At 57.8% G+C, this 16,588-nt stretch carries 15 protein-coding genes; 2 read left to right on the top strand and 13 right to left on the bottom strand.

Annotated features, from left to right (window positions below; genetic code table 11):
* Positions 1–77: 77 nt before the first annotated feature.
* From panC to dksA, 9 genes are all read right to left on the bottom strand, one after another.
* A complete protein-coding gene (panC, locus tag CIB54_RS08625; protein WP_101219525.1) occupies positions 78–929 on the bottom strand; it encodes a pantoate--beta-alanine ligase in 852 nt (283 codons plus the stop codon).
* Entirely contained in the window at positions 926–1,726 is an 801-nt protein-coding gene (gene panB, locus CIB54_RS08620) for a 3-methyl-2-oxobutanoate hydroxymethyltransferase (protein ID WP_101219523.1), read from the bottom strand. The genes panC and panB overlap by 4 nt, the downstream gene beginning before the upstream one ends.
* A 363-nt stretch (positions 1,727–2,089) precedes the next feature.
* Positions 2,090–2,575, bottom strand: a complete 486-nt coding sequence (gene folK, locus CIB54_RS08610; RefSeq protein ID WP_101219519.1) for a 2-amino-4-hydroxy-6-hydroxymethyldihydropteridine diphosphokinase — start codon at positions 2,573–2,575, stop codon at positions 2,090–2,092.
* 2 nt (positions 2,576–2,577) lie between these two features.
* Positions 2,578–3,981, bottom strand: a complete 1,404-nt coding sequence (locus CIB54_RS08605; RefSeq protein WP_101219517.1) for a polynucleotide adenylyltransferase PcnB — start codon at positions 3,979–3,981, stop codon at positions 2,578–2,580.
* Positions 3,982–4,689: 708 nt separating this feature from the next.
* Complete coding sequence (locus CIB54_RS08595) at positions 4,690–6,120, bottom strand: sigma-54-dependent transcriptional regulator (protein ID WP_101219515.1); 1,431 nt, start codon at positions 6,118–6,120, stop codon at positions 4,690–4,692.
* A 22-nt stretch (positions 6,121–6,142) separates the two neighbouring features.
* Positions 6,143–9,097, bottom strand: coding sequence for a sensor histidine kinase (locus tag CIB54_RS08590; RefSeq protein WP_162515427.1), 2,955 nt, complete (start codon positions 9,095–9,097; stop codon positions 6,143–6,145).
* Positions 9,081–9,257, bottom strand: coding sequence for a hypothetical protein (locus CIB54_RS08585; protein WP_003176118.1), 177 nt, complete (start codon positions 9,255–9,257; stop codon positions 9,081–9,083). The genes CIB54_RS08590 and CIB54_RS08585 overlap by 17 nt, the downstream gene beginning before the upstream one ends.
* A 62-nt stretch (positions 9,258–9,319) precedes the next feature.
* A complete protein-coding gene (gene gluQRS, locus CIB54_RS08580) occupies positions 9,320–10,207 on the bottom strand; it encodes a tRNA glutamyl-Q(34) synthetase GluQRS (protein WP_101219514.1) in 888 nt (295 codons plus the stop codon).
* Positions 10,208–10,291: 84 nt separating this feature from the next.
* Positions 10,292–10,723 carry an RNA polymerase-binding protein DksA gene (dksA, locus tag CIB54_RS08575; RefSeq protein WP_065883968.1) on the bottom strand — a complete coding sequence of 144 codons (432 nt, stop codon included), beginning with the start codon at positions 10,721–10,723 and terminating at the stop codon, positions 10,292–10,294.
* A 319-nt stretch (positions 10,724–11,042) separates the two neighbouring features.
* Between dksA and CIB54_RS08570 the strand changes: the two genes are divergently transcribed.
* Together CIB54_RS08570 and sfsA are read left to right on the top strand one after the other, a co-directional pair.
* Positions 11,043–12,215, top strand: coding sequence for a pyridoxal phosphate-dependent aminotransferase (locus CIB54_RS08570; protein ID WP_101219512.1), 1,173 nt, complete (start codon positions 11,043–11,045; stop codon positions 12,213–12,215).
* On the top strand, positions 12,215–12,928 hold the full coding sequence (gene sfsA / locus CIB54_RS08565; RefSeq protein WP_065952194.1) for a DNA/RNA nuclease SfsA: 714 nt from the start codon (positions 12,215–12,217) through the stop codon (positions 12,926–12,928). The genes CIB54_RS08570 and sfsA overlap by 1 nt, the downstream gene beginning before the upstream one ends.
* A 74-nt stretch (positions 12,929–13,002) precedes the next feature.
* On the opposite strand, the gene CIB54_RS08560 is transcribed toward sfsA, so the two are convergent.
* From CIB54_RS08560 to CIB54_RS27270, 4 genes are read right to left on the bottom strand one after another with little or no spacing between them, the layout of a single operon-like run.
* Complete coding sequence (locus CIB54_RS08560; protein WP_065952195.1) at positions 13,003–13,998, bottom strand: NAD-dependent epimerase/dehydratase family protein; 996 nt, start codon at positions 13,996–13,998, stop codon at positions 13,003–13,005.
* Entirely contained in the window at positions 13,995–15,107 is a 1,113-nt protein-coding gene (locus CIB54_RS08555) for an aminotransferase class I/II-fold pyridoxal phosphate-dependent enzyme (RefSeq protein ID WP_101219510.1), read from the bottom strand. Before CIB54_RS08555 ends, CIB54_RS08560 begins: the two co-directional genes overlap by 4 nt.
* Positions 15,104–15,925: an NAD(P)-binding domain-containing protein gene (locus tag CIB54_RS08550; RefSeq protein ID WP_157829699.1), complete on the bottom strand. Its 822-nt coding sequence runs from the start codon at positions 15,923–15,925 to the stop codon at positions 15,104–15,106. The genes CIB54_RS08555 and CIB54_RS08550 overlap by 4 nt, the downstream gene beginning before the upstream one ends.
* Positions 15,918–16,568: an acetoacetate decarboxylase family protein gene (locus tag CIB54_RS27270; RefSeq protein WP_137200417.1), complete on the bottom strand. Its 651-nt coding sequence runs from the start codon at positions 16,566–16,568 to the stop codon at positions 15,918–15,920. The genes CIB54_RS08550 and CIB54_RS27270 overlap by 8 nt, the downstream gene beginning before the upstream one ends.
* Positions 16,569–16,588: the final 20 nt, after the last annotated feature.

Here is a 16,588-nt window from a genome sequence, read left to right as displayed (position 1 = left end):
GGCTTTGTCTGCGCTGTGGCCGGTACTTTTTTATACCGGCACAGCGATGAAGGCAATCGGCGGGGTGTCGAGAAGGGTCAGTTGAGGTTCAGGTGCAGGTTGTCGATCAGGCGTGTCGCGCCCAGATAGGCCGCAACCAGGATCACAATGTCCCGGTCCTCGGGCGTGGCCGGACGCAAGTGCACGCCGTGACGCACTTCCAGGTAGTCCATGCGCAAGCCGGCGGCTTCGATCTGCTGGATGTGCTCGGCGCGCAGCGTGGCGAAATCACGCTCACCGCTTTTGATGGCTTCGGCCATCTGGCTGAGGCTGCGGTACAGCACGGGGGCAATTGCGCGTTGCTCCTGGGTGAGATAACCGTTGCGCGATGACAGCGCCAGGCCGTCAGTTGCGCGGACGGTCGGCTCGCCGATGATCTGGATCGGCATGTTCAGGTCATGCACCATGGCGCGGATCACCGCCAGTTGCTGATAGTCCTTCTGGCCAAACACGGCCATATCCGGCTGGACCATGTTGAACAGCTTGCTGACCACCGTGGCGACGCCTTCGAAATGCCCTGGACGGCTGGCCCCGCAGAGGCCTTCGGACAGCTGCGGAACGCTGACGCGGGTTTGGCCGGTCATGCCGTCGGGGTACATTTCCTCGACCGTGGGCGCGAACAGCAGGTTGCAACCGGCTTGCAGCAGCATTTCCTGATCGGCGGCAAGGGTGCGCGGGTATTTGTCCAGGTCTTCGCCGGCGCCGAATTGCAGCGGGTTGACAAAAATGCTCGTCACCACGAAATCCGATTGCTGCGCGGCCTTGGTCACCAAGGTGGCGTGGCCGTTGTGCAGGTTGCCCATGGTCGGCACGAAGCCGATGCGTTTGCCGGTACTGCGCGCGTGGGTCACGGCGGCGCGCAGTTCACGTAGGGTTTTAACGGTGTTCATGCAGAAAACCCGTGTTCGGTGCCGGGAAAGGTCACGGCTTTGACTTCGCTGACGTAAGCGCTCAGTGCGGCGTGAATGCTGGCCTGGCCGGCCATGAAGTTCTTCACGAACTTGGGCACGTGGCCGCTGATCGACAAGCCGAGCATGTCGTGCAGCACCAGCACCTGGCCATCGGTGGCGGCGCCTGCACCGATGCCGATCACCGGTATCTTGACGGCCTGGGTGATTTCGGCGGCCAGTTCACTGGGCACGCACTCCAGCAGAATCATCGCGGCGCCGGCTTGTTCCAGAGCAATGGCGTCGGCGCGCATCTGGCGTGCCTGGGCTTCATTGCGCCCCTGTACCTTGTAGCCGCCGAGCAGGTTGACCGACTGCGGCGTCAGGCCCATGTGCGCGCATACCGGGACGCCGCGCTCAGCCAGCAGTCGGATCGACTCGGCGAGCCATACGGCGCCTTCGACCTTGACCATGTGTGCGCCCGCCTGCATCAGTTTGCCGGCGTTCTGGAAGGTCTGTTCGAGGGTGGCATACCCCATGAACGGCAGGTCGGCGATGATAAACGCGCCGTCATTGCCACGCTTGACGCTGGCGGTGTGGTACGCGAGCTCGTCGGTGGTGACGGGAAGCGTGCTGTCATTCCCTTGAAGCACCATGCCCAGGGAGTCGCCTACCAGCAACACCTCGACCCCGGCCTGACAGCTGGCGTGGGCGAAGGTAGCGTCGTAGCAGGTCAGCATAGTGATTTTTTCACCTCTGAGCTTGAGGCTCTGCAAGGTGGTCAGGGTAATGTCTGGCATGAAAAGGGTCCTCGTTCAGGCGCTTGGAAACAGCGAGTAACGCGCGTGAGTCTTCGTTTATACAGGCGCACTGTCTTGAGAGCAGTGCTTATAAGGCCTGGATTGCGCCCTTCAGCGCCGGGTTGGCGGCAGCGGGACGCCTATAGTCGTGAGGAGGACACGGGAAGTCAATTGGATGTGTTACCGCATTGTTACGATGGCGGTGTTACCGCTGTTACTGAAGCGATTCGGCAACTTGGGCGCAGCTTTTACGACACAAGAGATCAAAGGTGGGAGGGGCTTGCCCCCGATAGCATTACCGCCGTACGTCAGATACACCGAGTCGCCTGTATCGCAGGCAAGCCAGCTCCCACATTGACCGAGTCATTCTTGATGTAAGCGTTCCAGCCCGACAAATGGGCAGGCCTTAAGCAGGCCGCTGAGGCTTTGCCCGTCAGGCAGTTGCAGATCGGCAGGCGCCAGCTCGGCCAGCGGATAAAGCACAAACGCCCGCAAATGCATCTGGTAATGCGGCACTTTGAGGCGCGGCTCGTCGATCAGGCGATCACCGAAGAGCAGGATATCCAGGTCCAGCGTGCGTGGCCCCCAACGCTCGAGGCGCTGGCGACCCTGATCGTTTTCGATGGCTTGCAGCGCGTCGAGCAGGTCGAGCGGCGCAAGGTCGCTGTCCAGGGCCGCCACCGCGTTGGTGTAGCGCGGTTGGCCGGGGAGCAGGGAGTCACTTTGATAGAAGGCGGATACACCGGCCAGAGCAGTGCCGGGCAATTGCGCCAAAGCTTCGATAGCGTTGCGCAATTGCTGTTGCGGGGCAGCCAGGTTACTGCCCATGCCGATGTAGATACGTTCCACGTTTATTCGCCTGTTGCGCCTGAGGCATCGGCGGCGCTGCGTTTGCGCTTGCTGGAACTGCGGCGACGCTTTTTCGGCCCGTCGCCGGTGCTTTCGCCTTTACTGCCGAGTTCACGAATCATCTCGCGGCGATGGCTATCATTGGCGTCCTGGTAGTCGGTCCACCATTCGCCCAGGCCGTCGGTCTGCTCGCCGGCGCTTTCGCGCAGCAACAGGAAGTCGTAGCCGGCGCGGAAGCGCGGATTGTCCAGCAACAGGTCGGCGCGTTTGCCGCTGCGGCGCGGCAGGCGCTCCTGCATGTCCCAAATCTCGCGGATCGGCAAGGTGAAACGCTTCGGAATGGCGATGCGCTGGCACTGCTCGCTGATCAATTCGTGGGCGGCTTCCTGCATGGCTGGGATCGGCGGCATGCCGCGATCCTGCAAGCGCAGTACGCGTTTGGGCAGGGCCGGCCACAACAGCGCGGCAAACAGGAAGGCCGGGGTGACCGGCTTGTTCTGTTTGATGCGCAAGTCGGTGTTGATCAAGGCTTCGCTGATCAGGGTGTGGGTGTACGTCGGGTTGTATTCCAGGGCCTCGGCGCTGGCCGGGAACAGTGGATCGAACAATTGCAGGTCGACGAGCATTTCAAAGGTGTCGGCCGCATAGCCCGAGAGGAACAGCTTGAGCACTTCTTCAAACAAGCGTGCCGACGGAATTTCCCGCAGCATCGGTGCCAGTTCGCGAATCGGCGCGGCTGTGTGTTTCTCGATGCCGAAGTTCAGCTTGGCGGCGAACCGCACCGCGCGCAGCATGCGCACCGGGTCTTCCTGGTAGCGCTGCGTCGGGTCGCCGATCAAGCGGATCAGGTTGTTGCGGATGTCGTGTACGCCGTTGGCGTAATCGAGGATGCGCTCGCTGACCGGATCGTAATACAGGGCATTGATGGTGAAGTCGCGGCGTTGCGCGTCTTCTTCCAGGGTGCCGTAGACATTGTCGCGCAGGATGCGTCCGCTTTCGTTGCGGGAAGACTGGTTGGTGTCTTCCTCTTCATCGTTTTGCGGATGGCCGGCGCGGAACGTCGCGACCTCGATGATTTCGCGACCGAAGTGGATATGCACCAGCTTGAAGCGGCGCCCGATGATCCGCGCATTGCGAAATTCGGCACGCACCTGTTCAGGTGTGGCGCTGGTGGCAACGTCGAAATCCTTCGGCGTGATATTGAGCAGCATGTCGCGTACGCACCCGCCCACCAGGTAGGCCTGGTAGCCGGCGTTCTGCAAACGTTCGACGATGTTCACTGCGTAACGGCTGAATTGAGCGCGCTGCAATGAATGCTGATTGCTGTTAAGCACTTCAGGCGTGCTGCGAATGTGTTGCGTACGACGCAAGGGAGAACGGAATGACTGGAACAACTTCTTCAGCATGGGATGCACTGTTTGAAGGAATGTTCGGCCATAACGAAGAATGACCGCATGATGGGCCGGGATTCTAGCATTTAGTCAGGGGATGGTGTAGGAACAAGCTGCGGGCGTTGCGCCAAAAGCGTTTGAGGGCCAATCCAGGGGCAATCTGTCGGAAACTACAAGGGGAGCCGAAGCTCCCCCAGAAGTAGTTGCGTGCTCTATTTTTATTATTGATTTCGGGCTTCTTGTTTTTGTTGATCGCCCTCGTCATGAAGCTTCACCTTCATGACACTCCCAATCGGGAGCCAAGAGCAAACGGATTGCTTTGGTCGCTGTGTTGCTGATCTACGATCCAACCAGTTCAGGCTCTGCCTTAGGGCAGTTTTTGTTGTTCTCGGCCTGGTTGCGGGGCAAGCCCCAAATGCAACGCCTCTCCAAAAGAATCAGTTAGCTGCGCCTCCGCCGTGTTGTTTTTGTTATGCGTGAGTCGATTCGTCTTATTTTTATTGTCTTGTACAAAGCTTGTTATTGTTTTTGTACTAAGCATATAGCAGGGGGCGTGCCAACTTTAGCGTCGACCAGTAAAACCGGGGGTTTGAGTCCGATTCGGGTTTTTGAGGGACCAAAAAAAGCCGGGGCTTCGTTACCGTAAGCCCCGGCTTTTGTTACGCGAAATATCCGCGGTAACAGTTTTTTCACATCTGCACGTGTTACCTGTGGCGCGGCCCCTCAACTTTCGCTGGCGACGCCGGTCTTGCGCCGTGGAATGCCCAGGCGCTGGCGACGTTCCCACAGGCACTTGCGGCTCACGCCCAGCTTGCGTGCCAGTTCGGTCTCGGTCATGTGGTCCTGGTGCTCGAGGACGAAATGCTGGAAGTAGTCTTCCAGGGACAAATCTTCCGTCGGCTCGTGGCTGGTATTGCTGCCCGCGCCCTGTTGCGGCGCCAGGCCGATGAAGTCGTCGTCGTCCAGATCGCTGAGTTCGATATCGATGCCCAGCAGCTCGGCGGATATTTCCGGGCTTTCCGACAGGATGACCGCACGCTCGACGGCGTTTTCCAGTTCGCGCACGTTGCCCGGCCATGAGTAATGCCGGATCGCCTGCTCCGCGTCGGGCGCAAATGTCAGGTCGGTACGGTTGATGCGTGCGCTCTGGCGCAGCAGGAACGCCTGGGCGATTTCGTTGACGTCGGCGCCCCGCTCACGCAGTGCCGGCAGCTTGAGCGCAATCACGTGCAAGCGGTAATACAAGTCTTCGCGGAATTGGCCGATTTTGGCCAGGCTCTTGAGGTCACGGTGCGTCGCGGCTATCAGACGTACATCGACCTTTTGCGATTGCACCGACCCGACCCGGCGAATTTCGCCTTCCTGCAACACGCGCAACAAGCGCGCCTGGGCTTCCAGGGGCAGCTCGCCGATCTCGTCGAGGAACAGCGTGCCGCCATCGGCCGCTTCGACCAGGCCCGCGCGCCCGGCGCTGGCACCGGTGAACGCGCCTTTTTCGTGGCCGAACAATTCGGACTCGATCAAGGATTCGGGGATTGCCGCGCAGTTTACCGAAATCATCGGTGCCTTGGCGCGCCTGGACAGGTTATGCAGGGCGCGGGCCACCAGTTCCTTGCCGGTGCCCGACTCGCCCTGGATCAATACATTGGAGTCGGTCGGCGCGACCTTGCGGATCTTGCTGTAAAGGTCCTGCATGGGCGGGCAGGAACCAATGATGCCGATCTCGCCGTTGCTGTTGTCGACGCCCGGTTTGTCGGCAGCTTTGCCTGCCGGGCGTTGTTCGACCGGCGCATTGCTGGCCGACTGGCGGTCACGCAGGATGCGCGCCACTGCCTGAAGCATCTCGTCGTGGTCAAAAGGCTTGGCGATGTAGTCCACCGCGCCCATCTTCATCGAGTCCACCGCCGAGCGCAGGCTGGCGTAGCTGGTCATGATCAGCACCGGCGTGCCCTGGCCGAGCTTGATCAATTCGGTACCCGGTGCGCCCGGCAGACGCAGGTCGCTGACGATCAGGTCGAACGTGGGAATGCTGAACCGCTCCTGGGCTTCCTGCACCGAGCCGGCTTCGCTGACCTGGTACTGATTACGTTCAAGCAGGCGACGCAAGGCAGAGCGGATAATGGTTTCGTCTTCGACGATCAAAATGTGCGGCATTGATTCAATTCTCTCGACGGTCTCAGTTCACAGCGGACGTCGCTTCGACATGACGCGGCAAGGTCACCCGAATACGGGTGCCGCGTTGGCTTTCGGTGTCAGCCGGGCTGTCGATGGTGATTTGTCCATAATGCTCTTCAACGATGGAATAGACCAGTGCAAGGCCCAGACCGGTACCTTCACCCGGGTCCTTGGTGGTGAAGAATGGTTCGAACAATCGGTCCATGATGTTCTGTGGAATGCCGCTGCCTTCGTCTTCCACGATCAGGTCGACCGTGTGCTCGAAAGCCTCGCTCTTGACGCGGACTGCACTGTGCGGGGGGGATGCGTCGCGGGCGTTGGACAGCAGGTTGATCAGGACCTGGGCCAGGCGTTGCGAGTCGCCATCGACCCAATGGTCCGGGTCGCACAAGTTAAAGAACTGTACTTCGAAATTGCGCCGGTTCAAGGCCAGCAGCCCAATGGCATCCTGCGCCACTTCGGCCAGGCATACCGCTTCGTCCTGATTCTGGTGGGCGCCGGAGTGGGCGAAGCTCATCAGTGACTGCACGATGCGCGACACGCGCTTGGTCTGCTCAAGGATTTGCCCGCTGATCTCGGTGATTTCATCGTCTTCCTCACGTTCTTCCCGCAGGTTCTGCGCCAGGCAGGCGATACCGGTGATCGGGTTGCCGATCTCGTGAGCCACGCCAGCGGCCAGGCGACCGATGCTGGCCAGGCGCTCGGAGTGCACCAGCTTGTCTTCGAGCATCTGCGTGTCGGTGAGGTCTTCGACCAGTAACACCAGGCCGCTGTTACCGGGTGCGAGGGGCTCGTCAATGGCGGCCTTGTGCAAGTTCAGCCAGCGGGTCTGGCCGTCGAGGGCCAGGTGCTGCTTGTGCAAATGCTCGTCGGGCAGGTTGATAAAGCCCTGGAGCAGTTCTTTCCAGGGGTCGCCCAGGGTATTGAGGCGAGAGCCGACCACGCGTTGCGCGGCGATACCGGTAAGCTCTTCCATGGCCTTGTTCCACATCAGGATTTCCTGGTCCTTGGCCAGGGAACACACGCCCATCGGCAGTTCCTGCAGGGTCTGGCGGTGATAACGGCGCAGGGCATCGAGTTCGGCGGCCAGGCCGGTGAGGCGCGAGTGGTAGTCCTCGAGCCGGCTTTCGATGAAGTGGATGTCTTCGGTCACGTAGTTCTCGCCGCCCGCCTTGTAGGGCAGGAAGGTTTCCACCATGTCCTGGGACACGCTGGGGCCCATCAGCCCCGACAGGTTGGCTTCGATACGGTCACGCAAACGCCGCAGGGCATAGGGCCGGCGCTCGTCGAACGGCAGGTACAAATCGCGCAAGGCCTGCTCGACTTCCTTTTGCGCGGCCTTGGCACCGAGTGGCTTGGCCAGTTGCGTGGCGAATTCCTGGGGCGAGGCCGCGTGCAGCTCGCGGCGTTGCGGGCGGCGCACGTTGTCCACTGCGCAGGCTTCGGCGGCGCTGATTTCTTCGGGGCTGGCATTGGTGAACAACGAGATCAGCGTGAACATCAGCACGTTGGCGGCCAGCGAGGCGATCGCGGCCATGTGCCAGCTGGTGTCGTCCAGCACGTAAATCATGTTCAGCAAGGGGATATAGAACCCCTGCAGGTTGCCGACCAGTGGTAGCAACATAGTGACCAGCCACACCAGGATGCCCGCCAGCAACCCGGCGATGAAGCCACGGCGATTGGCGGTGGGCCAGTACAGTACCGACAGCACGCCCGGCAGGAACTGCAAGGTGGCGACAAAAGCCACGATGCCGAGGTTGGCCAGGTCCTGTCCGGCACCCAGCAGCAGATAGAAGGCGTAGCCGGCCATGATGATGGCGACGATCAGCGCGCGACGTGTCCATTTCAACCAGCGGTAGATATTGCCCTCGGCCGGTGGCTGGTACAGCGGCAGCACCAGGTGGTTAAGCGCCATTCCGGAGAGGGCCAGCGTGGTGACAATGATCAGGCCGCTGGCCGCGGACAAACCGCCGACATACGCCAGCAGCGCCAGGGCCGGGCTGTTGGCCGCGATACCGATGCCCAGGGTGAAATACTCGGGGTTGGTGGTGGCCCCCAGTTTCAGGCCGGCCCAGAGGATCAGCGGCACCGCCAGGCTCATCAACAGCAGGAACAGCGGCAAACCCCAGCTGGCGCTGACCAGCGAACGTGGGTTGAGGTTCTCGGTGAAGGTCATGTGGTACATGTGCGGCATCACGATCGCCGACGCGAAGAACACCAGCAGCAGTGTTCGCCACGGGCCTTCCTGCAGCGGCGTGTGCAGCGCGGCCAGGGCGGTCTGGTTTTGCAGCAACCACAATTCCAACTGTTGCGGGCCGTCGAACACGCCGTAAAGCGCGTAAAGGCCGACACCGCCGATGGCAATCAACTTGATCACCGACTCGAAGGCAATCGCGAACACCAGGCCCTGGTGTTTTTCGCGGGTGGCGATATGGCGTGAGCCGAAGAAAATCGTGAACAGGCTGATCAAGGCGCAGAAGGCCAGGGCAACGCGATGTTGCACGGGCTCGCGGGTGAGGATGCTGATGGAGTCGGCCACTGCCTGGATCTGCAGGGCCAACAACGGCAGCACGCCGATCAACATGAAAATCGTGGTGAGCGCACCGGCCCAGGTGCTGCGAAAGCGAAAGGCAAACAGGTCCGCCAGGGAGGACAACTGATAGGTACGCGTGATTTTCAGGATCGGGTACAGCAGCACCGGCGCCAGGAGGAACGCGCCGGACACCCCGAGGTAGCTGGAAAGGAAGCCATAGCCGTATTGATAGGCCAGGCCCACCGTACCGTAGAACGCCCAGGCGCTGGCGTACACGCCCAGGGACAAGGTGTAGGTCAAGGGATGGCGAATGATCGCCCGCGGAATCATTCCGCGCTCACTGATCCAGGCGACGCCGAACAACGCCGCCAGGTAGGCGGCGCTGATCAGCAGCATCTGGGTGAGGCTAAAGCTCATCGGCATCTTTTTGGCTCTGCAGGATGAAAGTCACGACGATCAGGATCAGCCACAGCAGATAAGGGCGGTACCAGGCGCCCGTGGCGTCGATCCACCAATCCATGATGGCGGGGGAAAACAGGTAGATCCCGACGACCAGCAGCAGGACCAATCGATAGATGTACATGTTGGCCTCTGATTGAAAAACTGCGGCGATGGTAACGGATGCCCGGCAAGCTGCAAGCGCCTTCAGCTCAATTGCGCTTCGGCCAGCGTGAGTGTGCGCGGGATCAGTGTGGCATCCCACTGCTGGATGCCCCAATCCAGCAGTTCCCGTGGGCTTGCGTAAAGCAGTTCGTCTACGACCGGCTGACCGAGGGCGCGCAGTGCTCTGAGCAGCAACGGCGTGGCCTGGTCCGCGGTCAGCGGTGGCGAACGGTACGATTTGCCCAGTTTGTTACCGTCGGGCTGGACGATCAGCGGCACATGCAGATAGCGCGGCTGGCGCAGGCCGAGCAATTCCTGCAGGTAAAGCTGGCGGGGCGTGGAATCGAGCAGGTCGGCACCGCGCACGATGTCGGTAACCCCTTGCCAGGCGTCATCCAGCACCACGGCCAATTGATAGGCGTACAGGCCGTCGCGGCGGCGGATGATGAAGTCGCCCGCATCACGCCCCAGGTGCTGTCGGAATTGGCCCTGTACCCGGTCGGTAAAATGATATTCGAGCTCGGGTACACGCAGACGGATAGCGGCATCTTGCTGGTCGTGGCCAGCATTGCGGCAAAGTCCGGGGTAAATCCCGTTGTAGGGCTCCAGCTGTTTGCGCGAGCAGGTGCAGGCGTAGGCCAGGCCGTGGTTGAACAGGTCGTTCAGTACCTTGGCGTAGGCCTCGTGTCGCTCGCTTTGCCGGACCTGTTCGCCGTCCCATTCAAAGCCGTAGCTCTCAAGGGCATGCAGAATTGCCGCCTGGGCGCCGGGTTCTTCCCGGGGCGGATCGAGGTCTTCCATGCGCATCAGCCAGCGGCCGTGGTTGGCGCGGGCGTCGAGGTAGGAGGCGAGGGCGGCGACCAGGGAGCCGAAGTGCAAATGGCCGCTGGGCGTAGGGGCAAAACGCCCGATATAGGTAGAGGCAGTCATGGGCCGGATACTACTGGAAAATCGGTAAACGCCAGAAACAAAAATGGGGCGTTCGCACGCCCCATTCGTTCAGCTCGGCAGGTATTACTTGCCGACCTGTTTTTCCTTGATTTCGGCCAAGGTCTTGCAGTCGACACAGAGGTCCGCGGTCGGGCGGGCTTCCAGGCGACGAATACCAATCTCGACGCCGCAGGATTCGCACCAGCCGTATTCTTCGTCTTTGATCAGTTGCAGGGTCTTGTCGATCTTCTTGATCAACTTGCGCTCGCGATCGCGGGCGCGCAGTTCGAGGGCGAACTCTTCTTCCTGGCTGGCACGGTCGGCCGGGTCAGGGAAGTTGGCGGCTTCGTCCTTCATGTGGTCAACGGTACGATCAACCTCCTGCATCAAGTCTTGTTTCCACTTGTTCAGGATCTTGGTGAAGTGCAAGCGCATGGGCTCGCCCATGTACTCCTCACCTTTCTTCTCTACGTAAGGTTCGAAGCCGCTGATGCTTTGCTTTTCTTGGGTGGACATGAATAGACCGCCTCTCACTCTTCTAATCCATTGCGCAGGATTGCAACGTCACCGACACCTGCCGGCCCTGCGGCTGCAAGCGGGCGAACTTACCAGATAGATTCAGGGTGCGCCACTCCCGGTTGTCGAGCCTGTCGCGCCGGGGTTGCAAACTGCAGGGCCCCGTCGTGGCTGGGTATGTCGCGTCTGGAATGTTGATTTTAGTCGTTTTGCCGGCGCTTGCCCGAGCCGTGAAGTCGGCCGGGCAGGCAATAGAGCATGTTTTAGCGCCAGGGTTCGGTAGAATCCGGATTTTGTCCTCACCGTCTAAGGAAGGCTAATGGCTCAGCCCTACAGTGCGCGCAGTCGCGCCATCGAACCTTTTCATGTCATGGCGTTACTGGCGCGGGCCAATGAGCTGCAATCAGCCGGCCGCGACGTGATCCATCTGGAAATCGGCGAGCCGGACTTCACCACCGCCGAACCGATTATCCAGGCTGGCCAGGCGGCCCTGGCCAACGGCAAGACCCGCTACACCGCCGCCCGTGGGCTGCCCGAGTTGCGTGAAGCGATCAGCGGTTTCTACCAGCAACGCTATGGGTTGGACATCGATGCGCAGCGCATTCTGATCACGCCCGGCGGCTCCGGCGCGCTGTTACTGGCCAGCAGCCTGCTGGTGGATCCGGGCAAGCACTGGCTGCTGGCGGATCCAGGCTACCCCTGCAACCGGCACTTTTTGCGCCTGGTCGAGGGCGCGGCGCAGTTGGTGCCGGTGGGACCGGACGTACGCTATCAATTGACTGCGGGCCTGGTGGCAGAACACTGGAACCCGGACAGCGTAGGCGCGCTGGTTGCCTCCCCGGCCAATCCTACCGGGACCATGCTCACTCGGGACGAACTGGCCGGGCTATCGAGCGCCATCAAAGCGCGTGACGGCCACTTGGTGGTGGACGAGATCTATCACGGCCTCACCTACGGCGCAGACGCCGCGAGCGTGCTGGAAGTCGATGACGATGCTTTCGTCCTGAATAGTTTTTCGAAGTATTTCGGCATGACCGGCTGGCGCCTGGGCTGGCTGGTGGCACCCCCGGAAGCGGTCGGTGAATTGGAGAAGTTGGCGCAAAACCTCTACATCAGCGCGCCGAGCATGGCCCAGCATGCGGCGTTGGCCTGTTTCACCGCGCAAACCCTGAGCATTCTGGAGGAGCGTCGCGCCGAATTTGGCCGGCGCCGTGACTTCCTGCTGCCGGCTCTGCGCGAGTTGGGGTTCGGGATCGCCGTGGAGCCGGAAGGGGCGTTCTATCTCTATGCGGATATCAGCGCGTTCGGCGGTGATGCCTTCGCGTTCTGTCGGCATTTCCTGGAGACAGAATATGTAGCGTTTACTCCCGGGCTGGATTTCGGGCGTTATCAAGCCGGTCATCACGTGCGGTTTGCCTACACGCAAAACCTCGATCGGCTACAAGAAGCGGTGGAACGGATTGCCCGTGGCTTGCGGAGCTGGCAAGGCTGATGCGTTTTCATCCTCCTCTCGAAGAAGGGCGGCTGATCCGCCGCTACAAGCGCTTTCTCACCGATATCGAAACCGTTACCGGCGAGTTGCTCACCATTCACTGCCCGAACACCGGTTCGATGCTCAATTGCATGGTTGAAGGTGGCCAGGTGTGGTTCAGCCGTTCCGCCGACCCCAAGCGCAAGTTGCCAGGCACCTGGGAAATCGCCGAAACGCCTCAGGGCCGGCTGGCATGCGTCAACACGGCACGCGCCAATCAGTTGGTCGAGGAGGCATTGCGCGCCGGCGTCATCACTGAGCTCAACGGTTTCACTGGGTTGAAGCGAGAAGTGCCTTACGGTCAGGAAAAAAGCCGGATCGATTTTCGCCTGGAATACCCGCAGGGGGCCGCATTTGTCGAAGTCAAAAGTGTCACGTTGGGCTTTGATGGCAGCTCAGTGGCGGCGTTCCCCGATGCGGTGACCCAACGCGGTGCCAAGCACCTGCGGGAGCTGGCTTACCTGGCGCGTGAAGGTGTGCGGGCGGTGCAGTTGTATTGCGTGTGTCTATCGGGTGTTGATGCGGTGCGGCCCGCCGAGGAAATCGACGCGGGCTATGCCACCGCATTGCGTGAAGCCAAGGCTGCCGGCGTTGAAGTCTTAGCTTACGGTGTACGGGTCACGCACGAAGAAATACGCATTGAGCGGCCGATCCAGATCGTTCTGGGTAATTGAACGTCGTTGCGGACTTCCTTACCATCATGACAGACGGCGAAGCCTGGTCACGCATCGACCAGGTCACGCCCAATCTACTTGTTTAAGGTGGTGGCCCAACGGATCGAATTAAGAATGGAAGTCTGAAGTGGGGTTGAAGGTGCCCACCCCAACAACTCGCGGGCCAGCTTACTCGATGCATAACCGCCAATGATGTCGCCCGGACGTCGCCCGGCCCTGTTTACGACCAATTCAGATTTAGTGGCACTCATGAATGCCAGCACAAACTCCTCTACAGTAACGCCTCGCTCGGAACCCAGGTTGATGACAGGCATTCCAAACCGGTTCAGCGGCACCGATAAACTATTGTTGTTAAAGGCAAGCGCAGCCAGCACGTGTGCGGCGGCAAGGTCTGCGACGTCCACAAAGTCCCGGACCGTAGAACCATCCCGAGTATTCCAGTCAGTGCCGTTGATTTGAAATGGCTTCCTTGATGCTGCGCATTGGATCAGCGAATTTAAAAGACTGCTTTTATTGTCGCCTCTGAAGCCCGTTCTGAATGAGTGATCACTGCCAATGGGGTTGAAATATCGGAAAGTGAGAAATTGAAAGTCCCTTGCGTTAGAAATATCTTTGAGTGCCAGTTCAAGAAAGTATTTGGATCTGGCATAGGGACTCATTGGGACAGGGTTTGAATGCTCGTCAAAGCGATGTGCATTGTCCGCGCTGTAAAGAGCTGCAGTTCCGCTTAAAATTAACTTATTGACGCCCAAATCAAGCAGATGGTTGACCATGCTTACTGACTTTGAAAAATTATTTTCATAATAAGTGTCTGGTTGTGTTATGGATTCGGCGACGTCAATTTTTGCTGCACAATGAACGACCAAGGAAAGGTCAGGATGAGCCTTTGCAATCTGCGTGAGAAGTTGTCGGTCAGAAATATCACCTTGATAGTATGAAACCGTCCCAGAGGCTTTTTCAGTGGGGCAAGGCTGCTCATCAAGGATAACCGGATGATGCCCGGCGTCGGCAAGTGCCAAGCAAATTGTGCTGCCTATGTAGCCGGCGCCTCCAGTTATGAGAATTTTCATTTAATACTCCTGAATAAATCTAAGAACGTGGATGTCGCCGTCGCCAGCTGATCTTGCGGGCAAGCGAAATTAAATCTGATCCAGCCGGGCGAACCAAACTCGTGACCGTCGGATACTGCGACGCCTGCTTGCAGAAGTTTGGCAAAAACGTTCCCGTCGGCCGCCCTAGTATCAATCCATGCAAGGTAGGTTGCTTCTGAAGGGCTGTAATTAAGGGACGTATGACGCAGCGTAGTTTGGATGATGTTCTGGTTGATCTTCAACTGCTGCAGCAATGACTGGAGCCAATTGGAGCAATTGAAGTAAGCACTTTCAAGCGCCACGAGCCCCAACGCGTTTATACCGGTGGCAAAAAATGCCTGGGTCTCTTTAAACTTCTCGCGAATAGTTGTGGATGGGATAACGGCATAGCCTACGGATATGCCAGCTAAATTAAAAGTCTTACTAGGCGATAGAAGCGTAATAGATTTGTTTTCCAGTCCCTTTATTGATCCCGCTGGAATATGACGACAGTCACCGAGAATTATATCCGCGTGAGCCTCATCCGAAATAACGACTGTGTCAAGATCTTTGATATTGAATGCTAGCCTTTCAAGCTCCTCTCGGGTTGAAACAATGCCGGTCGGATTAGTAGGGTTGCAGAGAATAATTGCCGATGGCCTGGTCCGCCTAATTTGACCGAGATCGCTAGTCGTGAACGGCTTGCTGTTCTCGGTCAGCGCTATTGCCCACTGCGTAAAATTAAATCCCTTGCTTAAATTAAGCAGCTTGCCGTAGTTAGGCGACTGCACAGCAATGGTCCCATGGGGGCATGTGCTCTTGATAGAGATTCGAACACCCGATATTGTATTAGGAACTATAACAATCCATTCTTCTCGTATGCCCCAATCATACTGCTTTATGCACCATTGTTGAATGGATTTGTAGACAGAACTTGGAATGTTTGGATAGGAAAAATGCCCCTCTTCAATTCTTTCTCTGACGGCAGAAAGTATGGGGTCTGGCGTTGCAAAACCCATATCCGCTACCCAGTGAGGTTGTGCGCCGGGATATTTAGCTAGCGCCAGTGTATTTGTCGCTTGACGGGTGATCGGGCGTAATCCGGTCATTTGAATAATTCACTCATTGCGGTGAAATCCAATTCGTCATAGCCGATGCTTTGATCCGACTCTAAAATAGAAAATAGGCAGTGAGACAAGTCTAATTTGTAATCGCTGAATTCATCCAAGGCGTACTTTATGTCCTTTTTTGCATATTTTAACTTGCAATGTATATCCTGATGGTTTCGTGCCAGGCTTTGATTAAGCTTTTGTTGCGCAATTGAGTTCATCCAGAAGTCATCGTGTGAAGTGATTATCGTGGCAGCCAGTTCGTTCTGAGGCAGCGCCTCCAGTAGCCTTAGCATTTGACCTAAAAGCCCGAGCGCAGTCAGTCCCCACAGGTTATAGAATAATTTAAATTGAGTGGCTGCGCCGATATGGTCGAACGTATAGACTTTCGAAGAGGTCGTATTAAGGAATGGGTCATGTTGAGTGTCTACCCTTTGCGAATAGGCGAAATATATCAGGCTCCCTTTCAGTGATCCTGTTTTGCTACCAGTAAAAGGGGCCTCAATAAAATTCAGTCGTTCGTCGTTAAAGGAGTTTCCTATTTGCTTGATGGCTTCACAGGTGAGTGTCGAAAGTTCAATGAACACTGTTTGGAATGCATGGCTGGCAAGCGCGACTGCTAAAATATTGCTCCAGACGCGTGTAGAAATTTCTGCGTTGGGAAGACAAGAAACAATATAGTCATATTTCGACAGATCGATAAAGTTCAATCTTGTCTCTGTCCGAGAGTAATAGTCAACTTTCCAGTCAGCACTACTGAGGCGTTCGGCCAGTGAAGTAGTAATCAATCCTTTTCCAACAAAAAGGATGTTATGCATAGTTGCAACCATTCAGCGTGAAAGATTCTGACAACTTGCCGAGCTTATACGGCGTGATGGGTGATATTCCGAAATTTTCCAGAAAGGGAAGGTTGACCACTGCCGACGTGCATCGCAAGGTCGGCGAACATGTGTGATCTTGGATATCCAGTGTCGATAATCCTTTTACCCCTACGTCAGGGGTGCGGTAGTTCCGAAATGTGAGATGTGGGAGTAATAAGATATCTTCAATCTCGTTGTCAGTGGAACTTAAGGTTATAGAGTTTTCCGTGCGGTTCCAATCAAATTGACTATGGTCGTTTTCCATTTCTACAGTGCCAATGTCTTTCATGTAGCCCAATAATGCTCCGCGCGCGATGGAGTGAGGGGCGTCGACTACGGCAAGTACCGGGAAATAGTAACGAGCAGAGCGCCATGTAATGGCGACTTTTAATATGGCTTCATGACTTGTGATGAAGTCTTCATCAGTAAAGCAAGTTGAACGCATTTTTGAAATGGTCAGAAGAAAGGTATTGCTGATCGCAGCATCAGTAGGCAACACACGCAGCGCCTGCGAGAGGGCAGGCTTTGGCGCTTTAACAGAAAAGTTTGCTTCAAATTGAATGTGAAGATTTTTACATTGAAACTTCCAAGGGGCTATCATTATGTATGCCTCTGAGTGAG

Origin of the sequence: Pseudomonas fluorescens, assembly GCF_002837185.1 — a bacterium.
Taxonomy (GTDB): domain Bacteria; phylum Pseudomonadota; class Gammaproteobacteria; order Pseudomonadales; family Pseudomonadaceae; genus Aquipseudomonas; species Aquipseudomonas fluorescens_AM.
The sequence above is the reverse complement of the archived record's forward strand: the minus strand, read 5'-3'. Positions and strand labels throughout refer to the sequence as shown.

Excerpts from the sequence above, each read along its gene's own strand:
- gluQRS (WP_101219514.1), bottom strand. The coding sequence starts at position 10,207 with ATGACTGCCTCTACCTATATCGGGCGTTTTGCCCCTACGCCCAGCGGC.
- panB (WP_101219523.1), bottom strand. The coding sequence starts at position 1,726 with ATGCCAGACATTACCCTGACCACCTTGCAGAGCCTCAAGCTCAGAGGT.
- CIB54_RS08550 (WP_157829699.1), bottom strand. The coding sequence starts at position 15,925 with ATGCATAACATCCTTTTTGTTGGAAAAGGATTGATTACTACTTCACTG.
- dksA (WP_065883968.1), bottom strand. The coding sequence starts at position 10,723 with ATGTCCACCCAAGAAAAGCAAAGCATCAGCGGCTTCGAACCTTACGTA.
- CIB54_RS08560 (WP_065952195.1), bottom strand. The coding sequence starts at position 13,998 with ATGAAAATTCTCATAACTGGAGGCGCCGGCTACATAGGCAGCACAATT.
- CIB54_RS08555 (WP_101219510.1), bottom strand. The coding sequence starts at position 15,107 with ATGACCGGATTACGCCCGATCACCCGTCAAGCGACAAATACACTGGCG.
- sfsA (WP_065952194.1), top strand. The coding sequence starts at position 12,215 with ATGCGTTTTCATCCTCCTCTCGAAGAAGGGCGGCTGATCCGCCGCTAC.
- panC (WP_101219525.1), bottom strand. The coding sequence starts at position 929 with ATGAACACCGTTAAAACCCTACGTGAACTGCGCGCCGCCGTGACCCAC.
- CIB54_RS27270 (WP_137200417.1), bottom strand. The coding sequence starts at position 16,568 with ATGATAGCCCCTTGGAAGTTTCAATGTAAAAATCTTCACATTCAATTT.
- CIB54_RS08605 (WP_101219517.1), bottom strand. The coding sequence starts at position 3,981 with ATGCTGAAGAAGTTGTTCCAGTCATTCCGTTCTCCCTTGCGTCGTACG.
- CIB54_RS08585 (WP_003176118.1), bottom strand. The coding sequence starts at position 9,257 with ATGTACATCTATCGATTGGTCCTGCTGCTGGTCGTCGGGATCTACCTG.
- CIB54_RS08570 (WP_101219512.1), top strand. The coding sequence starts at position 11,043 with ATGGCTCAGCCCTACAGTGCGCGCAGTCGCGCCATCGAACCTTTTCAT.
- CIB54_RS08590 (WP_162515427.1), bottom strand. The coding sequence starts at position 9,097 with ATGCCGATGAGCTTTAGCCTCACCCAGATGCTGCTGATCAGCGCCGCC.
- CIB54_RS08595 (WP_101219515.1), bottom strand. The coding sequence starts at position 6,120 with ATGCCGCACATTTTGATCGTCGAAGACGAAACCATTATCCGCTCTGCC.